This is a genomic window from Streptomyces sp. PH10-H1, from assembly GCF_030063355.1.
Taxonomy (GTDB): Bacteria; Actinomycetota; Actinomycetes; order Streptomycetales; family Streptomycetaceae; genus Actinacidiphila.
Genome location: NZ_JASISZ010000008.1, coordinates 53,346 through 67,494 on the forward strand (window position 1 = coordinate 53,346; position 14,149 = coordinate 67,494).

The window sequence follows — 14,149 nt, forward strand, 5'->3', positions numbered from 1 at the left end:
GCCCGGCACCAGTCATGGCGCCGGGCCCCACTCGCGCGCTGTCAGCCCTGCACCTTGGCCCAGAACTCGTCCCAGGAGAGGTGTCCGTCGTTGTCGGTGTCGTCGGCGTTGATCACGGCCTGAGCGACCGACTCGGTGGCGTAGAAGTCGCCGAGCTCAGCCATCACCTTCTTGTACTCAGCCGCGGAGATCCGACCGTCCTTGTTGATGTCGTACCGGTCGAAGGCCCTCTTCGCTGCCTCGATGTCCGCCACGTGACCCGCCCCTTCTCTGTGCCTGATTGACGGGCTCAGATTATCGGGAATTCCACCCTGAAGAATAAGTGCGACCGGTCGGTCTTCTTTCTGTTAGGGTGATCGTATGACAGACAGCGAGCGGCCCGACGGCAGGCGCGTGCGCGGGCAGCGGATGCGGGAGGCGGTGCTGGACACCGCCGTGGCGCTCGCCTCGGTGGACGGTCTCGACGGCTTGTCGCTGGCGCGGCTGTCCGGGGCGCTCGGAGTGAGCAAGTCCGGGCTGTTCACCCACTGGCGGGACAAGGAGCAACTCCAGCTCGACGTGGTCGACCGGGCCCGTAAGCAGTGGGGAGCGCTCGTCGTCCGGCCCGCACTGGATGCGCCGGCCGGGGTGCGGCGGCTGTTCGCGCTGCACGAGGCGCGGCTGGCCTTCTACGCCGACGACGTACTGCCCGGCGGCTGCTTCTTCGCCGCCGTGCAGCCGGAGTTCGACGACCGGCCGGGCGCGGTGCGCGACCGTGTCGCACAGTCGATCGCCGAGTGGATGCGGTACATCGAGAGTCTCGTCGATGAGGCCGTCGCGTGCGGTGACCTGCGCGCGGACGTGAACGCCGCGCAGCTCGCGTTCGAGATCGACGCGCTCGGCGAGGCCGTCGTCACCCACTCCCGGCTCATGGACCGGGCCGCCGTCTTCACCCACGCGCACCGGGCCGTCCTGGAACGGCTCAGAGCCTGCTGCACCGATCCTTCGATCCTCCGGGAGAGCTGAACCGTGACCACCATCGCCCCGCCTCACCCCGCACCGACCGCGCCCGGCCCGCAGCCCGCGCAGATCCTGCCCGTCCAGATCCACTTCGACGACCTGGACGCCCTGGGCATGGTCCATAACGCCCGCTACGCGCTCTTCATCGAGCGCGCGATCACCGCCTACTGGGTCGACCGGGGCTGGTCGTTCACCGCCGACCGCTCCCAGTTCGACGACACCTTCCTCGCCGTCCGCGAGTTCCGGATCGAGTACCTGGCGCCGATCCTCGGCGCGGGCGACGCGGCCGTGCACATCTGGATCGAGCACCTGGGGCGCACCAGCGTGGTGTACGGCTTCCGCGTCCTGTCCGCCGACCACCAGGTGGTGCACGCGGAGGGCCTGCGCGCCCAGGTCAAGCTGGACCCGGCCACCCTGCGCCCCAGCCCGCTGAGTGACGAGCTGCGCGCGGCGGCGATCCCGCTCATGCGCCGGCCGCCGGCACCGGCCCCGCGCTGACCCCTACGCTCCACAGCAGAGCGAATGGATCGAAAGCAAGATCGATACACCCCATATTCGCTGTTTACAAGGCAAGTGGCGCAGTTCACTCGCCTATATGCAAGAGGTTTGCGCCGATTATGATTAATTGCCCGAAATAAGGGTTTGCCTGCTCCCCGCCCCCTGTGCCAGAGTCGGGTCCAACGGCCCCCTTTGACCCGGGCTGAGCCGTTCCCAAGGCGCCGCGGACCACACCCCCCCCTTGCTCCGCGGCGGTACGAAGAGGCCCTCACGCTGTCGCTCAACGACACCGAGGGCCTCTTCGCGTTGCGCGGGCACAGGCGTGGGCACAGGCGTGGGCACAGGCGTGGGCACAGGCGTGGGCACAGGCGTGGGCGAGCTCAGCGTTGGGCGATGTCAGCGGTCCATGACGCGCAGCTCGAACCACGTCGTCTTGCCGCGCGGCTGGAGGTCCACGCCCCAGCGGTCGGAGAGCTTGTCGACCAGGAAGAGACCGCGGCCGCTGACGTCGAGTTCCCGGACCGGCAGCAAGCAGGGCAGCGCGCGCGAGGGATCGCGGACCTCGACCCGGATCCAGCCGCGGCGGTGCAGCATACGGATCCCGAAGGTGCGGGCACCGGTGTGCCGGACGGCGTTGCCGACCAGTTCCGAGACCAGTAACTCGACGGTGTCGGCCAGCTGCGGAAGGGCCCACTGCCGCAGGACCGAGACGGAGAGCCGGCGCGCGGTCGAGGCGGATTCCGGGCGCGAGGTCAGCCGGACCTCTCCCACCGAAGGATCGCCGACCAGATCGAGGGTCATGGCAGCCGACTCGTCGGCCGCCGCCGACGGCCACCCCGCAGCGGCGACGCTCACCCGCTGCGGTTGCTCGGATGCTCCCCGGCCCGCCATGCGTTCATCATGGCCGCACAGGAGGTGGTTCGGGGGGTATCCGGGCGAATTGGCCGACCGGAATGAAGGGTTCCATAAGCGAGTTCAGGCATATGCCATCGGCATTGATCACACTTCAGAAGCCCTGATGACCTGCAGTGATGATGCGTTGACGATCAGCGACGACCGGCTTGGGGCGGAGATTCCTTAAGGTTCACTTAAGATTGCCTTAAGGCCCCCCACCCAGCCGGCGGTCCCGTCAATAGGCCGTCCGGCTAACGGAATTTGGCCTTGCCCGGCCCTTCCTCGACGAAGCTGCGCATCCCGGTCTCCCGGTCCGCCGTCGCGAACAGCCCGGCGAACAGAGCGCGTTCGATGGTCAGTCCGGTCTCCAGATCCGTCTCCAGACCGCTGTCGACCGCTTCCTTCGCCGCGCGCAGCGCGTACGCGGGGCCGCGGGCGAGACGTTCCGCCCAGGCGCGCGCCTCGGCGTACACCTGGTCGGCGGGGACGACCCGGTCGGCCAGGCCGATGGCCAGCGCCTCCTCGGCCTTCACCATCCGGCCGGTGAAGATCAGGTCCTTGGCCCGCGACGGGCCCACCAGCCGCGTCAGCCGCTGGGTGCCGCCCGCGCCCGGGATCAGGCCGAGCAGGATCTCCGGCTGGCCCAGCTTGGCGTTCTCCGCCACGATGCGGATGTCGGCGCAGAGCGCCAGCTCGCACCCGCCGCCCAGCGCGTAGCCGTTGACCGCGGCGACCACCGGCTTGGGGATGCGGGCCACCGCCGTGAAGGACTCCTGCAGCGCGCGCGACCGGTCGACCATGTCCTCGTAGGACATGGCCTGCATCTCCTTGATGTCCGCGCCGGCCGCGAACACCTTCTCCCCGCCCCAGACGATCACGGCGCGCACATCGTCGCGCCGCGCCGCCTCCTCCGCGACCACCCGCAGCCGGTCCTGGGTGGCGATGTCCAGTGCGTTCATCGGCGGACGGTCCAGGCGGATCGTGCCGACGCCTTCGGCGACTTCGAGGCTCACAGTCATGTTCCGGAGACTACTTCGCCGGGCGGGCCCGAAGAACAGGGCCGCCCGGCGACGGAGGTCACATCCGCCGGCCGGCAGATCGACAGGCCGGCAGGTCAGCTGTCAGACGGTCAGCTGGTCCACTCGCTCCACGGGAGGTTCCAGCCGTTGAGGCCGTTGTACCACTGCACGGTCTTGTCCTTGGAGTTGATCACCTGGACCACGTCGCCGGCGATCGACTGGTTGTAGAACCAGGCCGCCGGAGTGGACGGGTCACCGGCGCCCCGGCTGTCGGACAGGCCCACGCAGCCGTGGCTGGCGTTGGAGTTGCCGAACACCGACTTTTCCGCCCAGTAGTTGCCGTGGATGAAGGTGCCCGAGTTCGTCAGGCGCATCGCGTGCGGCACGTCCTTGATGTCGTACTCACCGCCGAAGCCGACCGTGTCACCGTTCATCCGGGTCACCTCGTACTTCTCGGTGATCACCATCTTGCCGTTGTACGTGGTGGTGGCCGGCGCGCCCGAGGTGATCGGGATGGTGCGCAGGACCTGGCCGTCACGCGTGACGGTCATGGTGTGTTTCGCGGCGTCGACCACGCTGACCTGGCTGCGGCCGACGGTGAAGTGCACGTCCTTCTTCTGGGTGCCGTAGACGCCGGGGGCGCCCTCGACACCGTCGAGACGCAGGCTCAGCGTGACCTTGGTGCCCGCCGCCCAGTACGACTCGGGGCGCAGGAAGAGCTGATCGTTGCCGTTCCAGTGGCCCTTGACCTCGATGGCCGGGGAGGTGGTGACCTGGACGGCGTCCTCGACGGCCTTCTTGTTGGTGATCCCCCGGTTGAAGTTGAGGTAGATCTCCATGCCGACGCCGACCGTCTGGCCGTTCTCCGGCGTGTAGAAGCCGACGAAGGAATCCTTCGGCGTGATCGTCGTGAACGTCGCGTGCTTCGCGGACGCACGGCCGTCACTATCCTTGGCGATCGCGTCCACCGTGTACTTGGTGGAGGTGCCCAGGTGCTCGGACGGCGCCCAGCTGGCGCCGTCGGCGGCTGTCTCGCCCTTGACCGCGGTGCCCTTGTCGTCCTTGACGATGACGGAGGTGAGCTTGCCGCTCGCGGCCGAAACCTTCAGGACGCCATTGGTGGCGACGTCGTTCGCGCCGTCCTTCGGCATGATGGTGACCAGCGCGGACGAGGCCTTGTTGTCCGCTGTCGCTGTGGCCTTCGCGCCGGCCGGCTTGCCGGCGGTACCGCCGCTGCCGCCGTTGTTCGTACTGCCGCCGCCACCACACGCGGTGGCCAACAGCAGCAGCGCCCCCAGCGCCAGTGCCAGCACGGTGTGCCTGGCGCCCGGCGCCGCCTGTATCGGCTTCAACTCTCTACTCCCCACTCACACGGCCGCCCGCCCACGCGTCCGAAATGCCCACCTGCGGCGCTCCCGTAGCGATTCTGCCCGGCCGATCCGACCCTGACCCCCCTGCACGTGGCCGCTGCAGAGCCGCTGACGGCTTCTGCGCGCTTTTCGCTCACGCAAGCGACAGATAATCACACGCGGGGTGGGCCCTGTGACACGGGAATGTCACCGTTCAGTCCCAGTCGGCTGTGAGGACGGCGAAGGGCCGGAAACGGAACCGGGACCGGTCCGTTGGGACCGGTCCCGGTGGGGCCGTGGAGGGTGGGGCGTCAGGTGGCGGTACCGGTCTCAGGCGAGGGCTGAGCCCGCGCTCCAGTCCCGCCAGCCGAGGTTCCAGCCGCCCATGCCGTTGTCCGCCGCGACCGTGCGGTCATGGGAGTTGACCACCTCGACGACGTCACCGACGAGGGAGTGCTCGAAGAGCCACCCCGCGGGCGTCGTGGAGCCGCCGCCCTTCACATCGGCGAGCCCGATGCAGCCATGGCTGGTGTTGGTGACGCCGAAGGTCCCTGCAGCGGCCCAGTAGTTGCCGTGCAGGAAGGTCCCGGAGCGGGTGAGGCGCATGGCGTGGGGGACATCCGGAATGTCGTACTCGCCGCCGAAACCGACCGTCTGGCCGTTCATCCGGGTGAGGGCGAGCTTCTCCGCGATCACCATGATGCCGTTGTACGTGGGATGCGCCGGGCTGCCGGCCGAGACCGGCAGCGTCCGGAACACCTGGCCGCCGCGCCGGACCGTCAGAGTGTGGGCGTCCGCGTCGACCGTGCCGGTCTGGTCGCGGCCGATCGAGAACCGGACATCCTTCGACTGCGTCCCGTAGACGCCGACGGCGCCCTCGACGTCCTTCAGCCGCAGGGACATCGTCACCTCGGTGCCGGACTGCCAGTACCGCCGCGGGCGAAGGTCGAGGCGCCGGCCGCCGAACCAGTGCGCGGCCACCTCGACCGCGGGCTTCGCGTGGACCCTGATCGCGCGCTCGACGGCCGCACGGTCAGTGACCGGCTGGTTGAAGTTGATGGAGATGATCATGCCGGTGCCGACGGTGGAGCCGGCCTCCGGCGTGTAGAAGCCGATGAGCTTGTGCTTGGGCACCCGGGTGGTGAACACCGCGTGCTTGGCGGCCCGCCGTCCCGCGCCGTCCACCGCGTAGGCGTCCACCGTGTACTGGGTGGAGAGCGCCAGCTTGCCCGTCGGCAGCCAGCTGCGGCGGTCCGCCGCGAGAGCGCCCCCGACCGGGACGCCATCGGCGCTCGCCGCCTTGACCTGGGTCAACTCGCCCTTGTCCACCCCGACCTTGAGGTGCCCGTCGGGCAGCACATCGTGCGCGGCATCGTTCGGCGTGATGGTGATGACCGCCTCCGACACCGTCGGAACGCTCTCGGTGGTACGGGCTCCGGCGTCATCGGTACTGCCGCCCCCGCTTCCGTTCCCCGGCCCGGCCCCGCATCCGGCGAGCAGCCCGCCGAGTACTACCGCTCCAACCAGTCCCGCCCCTGCGCGCAGGGCGCGGCTCACCACATTCGTCACGCATAGTCAACGAGACCGCCGCCCCCGGGAAACGCATGACCGTCTACCTGTACGGGTACGGGTACGGAACCGATCACGCGTGTGACTCCACGCGTTCGGATGGGAAGGAATGCTGGTAGGACACGGTCACCGACCCGGCACGGGACGCCAGGGAGGGCCGCGCCCGGCCGTGACTGTAGTGGGACACGTGTGGTTCCGCCGTACCGTGGCCGCGGGCGCGCATGGCCGGATCCTGTCGAGCCGCGGGAGGCGAACACGTGTCAGAGACACGCGAGCACGAGGCCATGGAGGCCGTTGAGGCGATCCCCCGGCCGAACGGCCTGCGGACCGCGCCGGCGACGGCCCCCGTACCGGCTCAGGAGCGGCCGCTCGGCTCCGCCCCCGGCCCGGAGTCCGGGCCCGGGCCCGGGAGCGGGTCCCGCACGGTCTGGCCCGGCAGCCCGCAGCCGCTCGGCGCGCGCTTCCACACCGGCCCCGACGGCCGCCCCGGCACCAACTTCGCGCTGTGGGCGGGCGGCGCCGAATCCGTCGAGCTGTGCCTGTTCGACGCGGACGGCACCGAGACCCGGGCGCCGCTGACCGAACTGACCCACGAGATCTGGCACGGCTTCGTACCCGGCGCGCTGCCGGGACAGCGCTACGGCTACCGGGTCAGCGGCCGCTGGGACCCCTGGACGGGTGCCCGCTGGAATCCCGCCAAGCTGCTGCTCGACCCGTACGCCCGCGCGGTGGACGGGGACTTCACGCTGCCCTCCGAGGTCTACGCCCACGTTCGCGACTGGCCCGAGCGCCAGATCGCCGACACCGTCCGCGACAACCGCGACTCTGCCCCGCACGTGCCCAAGGGCGTGGTCGTCCACGATGACGACGACTGGTCCGACGACCACCGCCCCAAGACCCCGTGGTCCGACTCCGTCATCTACGAACTGCACGTCCGCGGCTTCACCAAGCGCCATCCCGGCATACCCGAGGAGCTGCGCGGCACGTACGCGGGCCTCGCGCACCCGGCCGCGATCGAGCACCTCACCCGGCTGGGCGTCACGGCCGTCGAACTGCTGCCCGTCCACCAGTTCGCCCACGAGGAGCACCTGGAGCGGGCCGGGCTGCGCAACTACTGGGGCTACAACTCCATCGGGTACTTCGCCCCGCACGCCGGATACGCCGCCGCCGGCACCAGCGGCCAGCAGGTCGGCGAGTTCAAGAGCATGGTGCGCGCCCTGCACGCCGCGGGCATCGAGGTGATCCTGGACGTCGTCTACAACCACACCGCCGAAGGCGGTGAACTCGGGCCCACGCTCTCACTGCGGGGTATCGACAACCGCGGCTACTACCGGCTCCAGCCGGACCCGCGCCGTTACGCCGACTACACCGGCTGCGGCAACACCCTGCACGTCGTGCAACCGCACGTGCTGCGGCTCATCACCGACTCCCTGCGCTACTGGGTGACGGAGATGGGCGTGGACGGCTTCCGCTTCGACCTCGCGGCGGCGCTCGCCCGCTCGATGCACGACGTCGACATGCTCTCGCCGTTCCTCGCCGTCATCGCCCAGGACCCCGTACTGCGGAGGGTGAAACTGATCGCCGAGCCCTGGGACGTGGGCATGGGCGGCTACCAGGTCGGCGCCTTCCCTCCCCTGTGGACGGAGTGGAACGACCGCTACCGGGACGCGGTGCGCGACTTCTGGCGCGGCGCCCAGCACGACGTACGCGACCTCGGCTACCGGCTGTCCGGCTCCAGCGACCTGTACGCCTGGGGCGGCCGGCGCCCGTACGCCTCCGTCAACTTCATCACCGCCCATGACGGCTTCACCCTGCGCGACCTGGTCTCCTACGAGTCCAAGCACAACGAGGCCAACGGCGAGGACAACCACGACGGCACCCACGACAACCGCTCCTGGAACTGCGGCGCGGAGGGCGAGACCGCCGACCCCGGGATCAACGCGCTGCGCCGCCGCCAGCTGCGCAATCTGCTCTCCACCCTCCTGCTGTCCACCGGCGTCCCCATGATGGTGGCCGGCGACGAGATGGGCCGCACCCAGGGCGGCAACAACAACGCCTACTGCCAGGACAACGAGATCAGCTGGATCGACTGGTCGCTCCTGGACGATCCCGACTGGCGGTCCCTGAGCACGCTGGCCGCCCGCCTCATCGCCCTGCGCCGCGCCCATCCGGTGCTGAGGCGCCGCGCCTTCTTCTCCGGCCGCTCCCAGACGCCGGGCGGCCTGCGCGACCTCACCTGGTTCACCGCCGCGGGCCGCGAGATGACCGACGACGACTGGTTCGCCTCCTCGCACACCATCGGCATGTATCTCTCCGGCGACGACATCCCCCAGCGCGACGCCCAGGGCGTCCCCATCACCGACGACAGCTTCCTGATCATCGCCCACGCCTCCCACCGGCCGGCCCGCTTCGCCCTGCCCGGCCACCCGTGGGCCGATTCCTACGAACTCCTCCTCGATACAACGGCCGAGGACCAGGCGCGGGCCCCCGGCGTCCGGCACACCGCGGGAGCACCCATCACGGTGCCCGCCCGCTCGGTGCTCCTGCTCAAGGTCGGCTGAACCCCCAAACCCCTGGACAGGAAGAATTGGTCCAGTCCACACTCGATCTCTGTGACATCCTCCGCGCCGCAGAAGTGCCTGGGCCGATCCGCCACCACCCCGCCGCCCGCGCCCCCGAAGCGCGGCGGGCTGTGGTCGGCCAACTTCCGGCTGTACTTCACCGCGCGGTCGATCGCCATGCTCGGGGACTCGATGCTGCCGGTGGCGATGGCCGCCGGGCTGCTGCAGTACGGCTACGGGGCCGGGGCCATCGGGCTGGTGATGGCGTCGTTCATGGGGTGCTTCGCGGGCCTGGTGATCTTCGGTGGGGTGATCGCGGACCGGTTCAACGCGCGACTGCTGATGATCGGCGCCGACGTCGTACGGCTGGGGATGATGTCACTGCTGGCCGCGCTGTTCTTCGCCGATCACGTGGTGCTGTGGCAGGTGTGCGCGATCTCCGCGGTCAACGGTGTGGCCGCGGCGATGTTCCAGCCGGGGGTGGCCAGTACGGTGCCCCGGGTCGCGAGCGATGTCCAGGGCGCCAACGGGGTCGTCAGGACCGCCGAGTCGATGATGGCGCTGGCCGGTCCCGCGCTCGCGGGGCTGCTGGTGGCGTTCGCGTCGCCGGGCGGGGTGATCACGGCGAACGCGGCCACGTTCGGAGTGAGCGCGGTCTGCCTGTTCCTGCTGCGGCTGCCGCCGGTCGCCCATGAGGGCGCAGGGCCGAGGGCCAGCACCTTCCGGGCCGATCTCGTCGAGGGCTGGCGCGAGTTCAGCGGCCGTCCCTGGATGTGGTCGGTCATCGTGATCTGGATGGTCTTCATGGTGACGGTCATGGGTCCTGTGACACCGCTGTCGGCCGGCGAGATCCTGCCGGCGCACGGCCCGAAGGCGTACGGGCTGGTCAGTTCCTGCCTCGGCGCGGGAACCGCGCTCGGGGCGCTGCTCGCGATGCGGTTCCGGTCGCGGTACCCGCTGCGGGCGGGGGCGGCCGCGCTGTTCGGCAGTGCCCTCTACCCGGCGTCCGTCGGCGCCCACCTGCCGATTCCGGCCATCTGCGGCTGCATCTTCGTCGCCGGCGCCTCGTGGGCCTACTGGGGCGTGAACTGGGCGACCAGCGTGCAGACCCAGGTGCCCGGCGAGATCCTGAACCGGATCCACGCCTACGAGGTCGCCGGGTCCGTCGCGATGATGCCGGTGGGCCAGGCGCTGTCGGGTCCCGCGGCCTCGGCGTTCGGCGCACGGCATGTGCTGCTGGCGGGCGGCGTGATGTCCGTGCTGGTCTGCGTGACGCTGCTGTCCGTACCGGCGATCCGCAATCTGCGGCGGGTGGCCGTACCGGCGGAGAAAACCGGATGAGCGGTGTCGGTGGTCGCCCGTATCGTCAAAACGATGCCTGAAGCGACTACAGACCCCACGCCCCCCAGACCCCGATCCGCCATCCGGTCACTACTGCGGCTGTGGCCGTATGTGCGTCCCATCCGCGGCCGGTTGACCGCGTCCGCGGTGGCGGCAGTCCTCGCGTCGAGCGTGGCGCTGCTGATCCCGCTGGTCCTGAAGTGGATCGTGGACGGGCCGGTGGTGGACCACGACCCGTCCGGGGTGTGGCTCGGCGGCGGTCTGCTGCTGCTCCTCGGCCTGCTGGAGGCCGGGCTGTTCGGGATGCGGCGGTGGCTGGTCGCCCGGCCGCTGGCGAGCGTCGAGGCGTCGATGCGCGCCGACCTCTTCCGGCATCTGCAGCGGCTGCCGGTCGCGTTCCACGATCTGTGGGCCTCGGGACAGCTGCTGTCGCGCGCCACGATGGATCTGCAGATCCTGCGGATGTTCCTGGCGTTCCCGCTGGTCTTCCTGGTGGTGAACGGCGCCACGATCGTCCTCGGCTTCGCGATCCTGTTCACCCAGGCCTGGACGCTCGGGCTGATGCTGCTGCTGCCGATCCTCCCGCTGGTGATCCTCTGCTCGGTCTTCGAGGCCCGGTACTCGCTGGCGGCCCGCACCGCGCAGGACCAGGCGGGCGATCTCGCCACGTTGGTCGAGGAGTCGGTACTCGGCGTGCGGATCATCAAGTCCTTCGGACGGCACCGCAGCCAGGCCGAAGCGTTCCGCGGCAAGGCGCACGGACTGCGCCGTACCGAACTGCACAAGGCGCGGCTGCTGTCGGACATCTGGGCGCTGATCATGACGCTGCCCGAGGTCGCCATCGGCGCGGCGCTGGTCTTCGGGATCATGCAGGTGTCCGACGGTGAGCTGTCGGCCGGCACCCTGGTCGCGTTCCTGACCACCGCGCTCGCGCTGCGCTGGCCGGTGGAGTCGCTCGGCTTCCTGCTGGCGATCAGCAACGAGGCGGCGACGGCGGCCGACCGCTTCTTCGAGGCCATCGACGCCGAGGAGGCCGACGCCTCCGGCATCGGCTCCTACCTCGACAGCGACAGCGACTCCGGTGCGGGTGCTGTTTCCGGCGCCGGCGCCGAGGCGGCAGGTACCGCCGACGGCCTGCGGTTCGAGGGCGTGTGCTTCCGCTATCCGGACGCGCCCGAGAACACCCCCGACCTCCTCCACGGCATCGATCTGCACATCCGCCCCGGCGAGACGATGGCGCTGGTCGGCGCCACCGGCTGCGGCAAGACCACCCTCACCGCGCTGATCCCCCGGCTGCACGACGCCACCGGCGGGCGGATCACCCTCGACGGCGCCGACATAGCGGTCCTGTCCCGGCAGCGGCTGCGCGAACTGGTCGCCGTCGCCTTCGAGGAGCCGACGCTCTTCTCCGCGACCATCAGGGAGAACGTGGAAATGGGCGCGGGCCCGGACGGCGTGGACGAGGCGGCCGTCCTGCGGGCGCTGGAGATCGCCCAGTGCGATTTCGTGGCCCGGCTGCCGCACGGCCCGGACACCCAGGTCGGCGAGCAGGGCCTGAGCCTGTCCGGCGGCCAGCGGCAACGGCTCGCGCTGGCCCGCGCGGTCGTCGGCCGCCCGGACTTCCTGGTCCTGGACGACCCGCTGTCCGCGCTGGACGTGCACACCGAGGCGCTCGTCGAGGCCGCGCTGCGCGAGGTCCTGGCGGACAGCACCGCGCTGGTCGTCGCACACCGGCCGTCCACGGTCCTGCTCGCCGACCGCGTCGCCCTGATGTCGCGGGGCCGCATCGCCGCGGTCGGCACCCACCACGAACTGCTGCGTACCAACGCGGAGTACCGCCACCTGATGTCCGGCGACAGCGAGAGGAGCGTGGCCTGATGACGTCCGTGGCCGAGCAGACCGGGCAGGCGGATCGTTCCGGGGAGGAGCCGGAGGGCACCGGTGACGACCCCGTACGCCTCCCGGCACCGGACGACCCGTTCGCCCGGGACCTGCTCCCCTCGCCCAAGGGCGCTCAGCTCAGCCTGCTGAAGTCACTGCTGGCACCGCACAACCGGCGGGTCTGGCTGGCGACCGTGCTGCTGCTGGTGCAACAGGCCGCCGTGCAGGCCGGGCCGCTGCTGGTGGCGTACGCCATCGACCGGGCGATCCCGGCGCAGCGCGACGGCCGGCACGGCCCGCTGATCGCGGTGGCCTGCGGCTACCTGGGCTGCGCGCTGGCCTCCGGTGTGCTGCAGCGGGCGTTCATCCGGGTCGCGGCGCGGGTCAGCCAGGATGTGCTGATCGATCTGCGGGGCCGGATCTTCCGGCACGCGCAGGCGCTCAGCCTGGACTTCCACGAGCGCTACACCTCGGGCCGGCTGATCGCGCGCGCCACCTCGGACGTCGAGTCGCTGCGCGAGCTGCTGAGCGAGGGCCTGGAGGAGCTGATCGGCGTCATCCTGTCGTCGGTCTACATCTCGGTGATCCTGCTCTGGCTGGACTGGAAGCTGGGCCTGGCGGCGCTGTTCTCCTGCGGGCCGCTGTATCTGATGATCCGGTCCTTCCAGAAGCGCTCGATGGTCGTCTACCGCAAGCGGTCCACCGCGATCGCCGCGGTGATCGTGAAGTTCACCGAGACGATGAACGGCATCCGGCCGGTGCAGGCGTTCCGCCGCGAGAAGCCGAACGAGGCGGCCTTCGCCGAACTGAACACCACCCATGAGCGGATCAACGGGGACGCGATCCTGGAGATGGCGCGTTATGTGGTCGGTTCCCGGCTGCTGGCCAACGTGGCGCTCTCCGGGATCGTGCTGTGGGGCGCGTACCGGGTGGCCGACGGCGGTCTGGCGCTGGGCGTGCTGGCGGCGTTCGTGCTGTATCTGCGCCGGCTGTACGACCCCATCGACCGGCTCGGCATGTTCCTCAACTCGTATCAGTCTGCCGCCGCGTCGCTGGAGAAGGTCGCCGGGCTGCTGGCGCAGCGCCCGTCGGTGCCCGAGCCGGCCGAGCCGCGGACACTGCCCGGCCGGGACGGCGAACTGCCGGGCCGTGAGGTGCTCTTCGACGGCACCCGCTTCGCCTACCGCACCGGCGGTGAGATCCTTCCGGTCTTCGATCTGCGGATCCCGGCCGGGCAGACGGTGGCGGTGGTCGGGGCGACCGGCGCGGGCAAGTCGACGCTCGCCAAACTGCTGGCCCGTTTCTACGACCCGACGGACGGCCGGATCACGCTGGACGGCGTCCCGTTGCGGGAACTCGCGCTGCCGGAGCTGCGTCGCGGGGTCGTGATGGTGACGCAGGAGGCGTTCCTCTTCTCCGGGACGGTCGCGGAGAACATCGCGATCGGCAAGCCGGACGCCGGCCGCGAGGAGATCGAGCGGGCCGCGAAGGCGATCGGCGCGCATGATTTCATCGCCGCGCTGCCGGACGGCTACGACACGGACGTCCGCAAGCGCGGCGGCCGGATCTCCGCCGGTCAGCGGCAGTTGGTGGCGTTCGCGCGGGCCCTGCTCGCCGACCCCGCGGTGCTGATCCTGGACGAGGCGACGTCCTCGCTCGACGTGCCGGGCGAGCGCGCGGTGCAGCACGCGATGGACACGGTGCTGCGCGGCCGGACCGCGGTGATCATCGCGCACCGGCTGTCGACGGTGGAGATCGCCGACCGGGTGCTGGTCATGGAGGGCGGCCGGATCGTCGAGGACGGCGCCCCCGCCGACCTGATCACGGACCGTGGCCGGTTCGCGGATCTGCACGCCGCCTGGCGGGACAGTCTGGTCTGAGCGGACGACCCGATACAGCGGCGTCTGTACCGCGTCCGTATACCGGGCGCCGCTCATCGGTCAACGGACGGAATTCGGCCAAGTTTTCGCCATGGCAATGACATGTACTGGTAAACAGTGGCACTCTTCCCGCAGTCGCTGCAGAGCACTCCCCCCCA

The 14,149-nt window shown here is 70.4% G+C and carries 11 protein-coding genes; 6 read left to right on the forward strand and 5 right to left on the reverse strand.

Annotated elements, in window-relative coordinates; genetic code table 11:
* Positions 1 to 41: 41 nt before the first annotated feature.
* Positions 42 to 254, reverse strand: coding sequence for an EF-hand domain-containing protein (locus QMK24_RS07820; RefSeq protein ID WP_283464522.1), 213 nt, complete (start codon positions 252 to 254; stop codon positions 42 to 44).
* Positions 255 to 360: 106 nt separating this feature from the next.
* On the opposite strand from QMK24_RS07820, the gene QMK24_RS07825 reads away from it, so the two are divergent.
* Positions 361 to 1,005 carry a TetR/AcrR family transcriptional regulator gene (locus QMK24_RS07825; protein WP_283464523.1) on the forward strand — a complete coding sequence of 215 codons (645 nt, stop codon included), beginning with the start codon at positions 361 to 363 and terminating at the stop codon, positions 1,003 to 1,005.
* 3 nt (positions 1,006 to 1,008) lie between these two features.
* A complete protein-coding gene (locus tag QMK24_RS07830; protein WP_283464524.1) occupies positions 1,009 to 1,497 on the forward strand; it encodes an acyl-CoA thioesterase in 489 nt (162 codons plus the stop codon).
* 396 nt (positions 1,498 to 1,893) lie between these two features.
* Here the strand turns inward: QMK24_RS07830 and QMK24_RS07835 are convergent, their stop codons facing one another.
* The 4 genes from QMK24_RS07835 to QMK24_RS07850 form a co-directional block, all read right to left on the reverse strand.
* Complete coding sequence (locus QMK24_RS07835; RefSeq protein WP_283464526.1) at positions 1,894 to 2,388, reverse strand: ATP-binding protein; 495 nt, start codon at positions 2,386 to 2,388, stop codon at positions 1,894 to 1,896.
* Positions 2,389 to 2,642: 254 nt separating this feature from the next.
* A complete protein-coding gene (locus tag QMK24_RS07840; protein WP_283464527.1) occupies positions 2,643 to 3,410 on the reverse strand; it encodes an enoyl-CoA hydratase/isomerase family protein in 768 nt (255 codons plus the stop codon).
* 110 nt (positions 3,411 to 3,520) lie between these two features.
* Positions 3,521 to 4,762 (reverse strand): L,D-transpeptidase, encoded by a 1,242-nt coding sequence (locus QMK24_RS07845; protein ID WP_283464528.1) that lies wholly within the window; start codon positions 4,760 to 4,762, stop codon positions 3,521 to 3,523.
* 327 nt (positions 4,763 to 5,089) lie between these two features.
* On the reverse strand, positions 5,090 to 6,328 hold the full coding sequence (locus tag QMK24_RS07850; protein WP_283464529.1) for a L,D-transpeptidase: 1,239 nt from the start codon (positions 6,326 to 6,328) through the stop codon (positions 5,090 to 5,092).
* A 257-nt stretch (positions 6,329 to 6,585) separates the two neighbouring features.
* Between QMK24_RS07850 and glgX the strand changes: the two genes are divergently transcribed.
* The 4 genes from glgX to QMK24_RS07870 are packed head-to-tail and all read left to right on the forward strand — an operon-like array spanning position 6,586 to position 13,991.
* The gene (gene glgX / locus QMK24_RS07855) at positions 6,586 to 8,889 is read left to right on the forward strand and encodes a glycogen debranching protein GlgX (protein ID WP_502962454.1); all 2,304 of its coding nucleotides are present in this window, start codon (positions 6,586 to 6,588) and stop codon (positions 8,887 to 8,889) included.
* A 51-nt stretch (positions 8,890 to 8,940) separates the two neighbouring features.
* The gene (locus tag QMK24_RS07860) at positions 8,941 to 10,230 is read left to right on the forward strand and encodes an MFS transporter (protein WP_502962455.1); all 1,290 of its coding nucleotides are present in this window, start codon (positions 8,941 to 8,943) and stop codon (positions 10,228 to 10,230) included.
* Positions 10,231 to 10,263: 33 nt separating this feature from the next.
* Positions 10,264 to 12,108 carry an ABC transporter ATP-binding protein gene (locus QMK24_RS07865; protein ID WP_283464532.1) on the forward strand — a complete coding sequence of 615 codons (1,845 nt, stop codon included), beginning with the start codon at positions 10,264 to 10,266 and terminating at the stop codon, positions 12,106 to 12,108.
* Positions 12,108 to 13,991, forward strand: a complete 1,884-nt coding sequence (locus QMK24_RS07870; protein ID WP_283464533.1) for an ABC transporter ATP-binding protein — start codon at positions 12,108 to 12,110, stop codon at positions 13,989 to 13,991. The genes QMK24_RS07865 and QMK24_RS07870 overlap by 1 nt, the downstream gene beginning before the upstream one ends.
* Positions 13,992 to 14,149 lie beyond the last annotated feature (158 nt).

Coding starts and splice junctions, on each gene's coding strand:
- QMK24_RS07840 (WP_283464527.1), bottom strand. CDS start 3,410: ATGACTGTGAGCCTCGAAGTCGCCGAAGGCGTCGGCACGATCCGCCTG.
- QMK24_RS07825 (WP_283464523.1), top strand. CDS start 361: ATGACAGACAGCGAGCGGCCCGACGGCAGGCGCGTGCGCGGGCAGCGG.
- QMK24_RS07870 (WP_283464533.1), top strand. CDS start 12,108: ATGACGTCCGTGGCCGAGCAGACCGGGCAGGCGGATCGTTCCGGGGAG.
- QMK24_RS07835 (WP_283464526.1), bottom strand. CDS start 2,388: ATGGCGGGCCGGGGAGCATCCGAGCAACCGCAGCGGGTGAGCGTCGCC.
- QMK24_RS07865 (WP_283464532.1), top strand. CDS start 10,264: ATGCCTGAAGCGACTACAGACCCCACGCCCCCCAGACCCCGATCCGCC.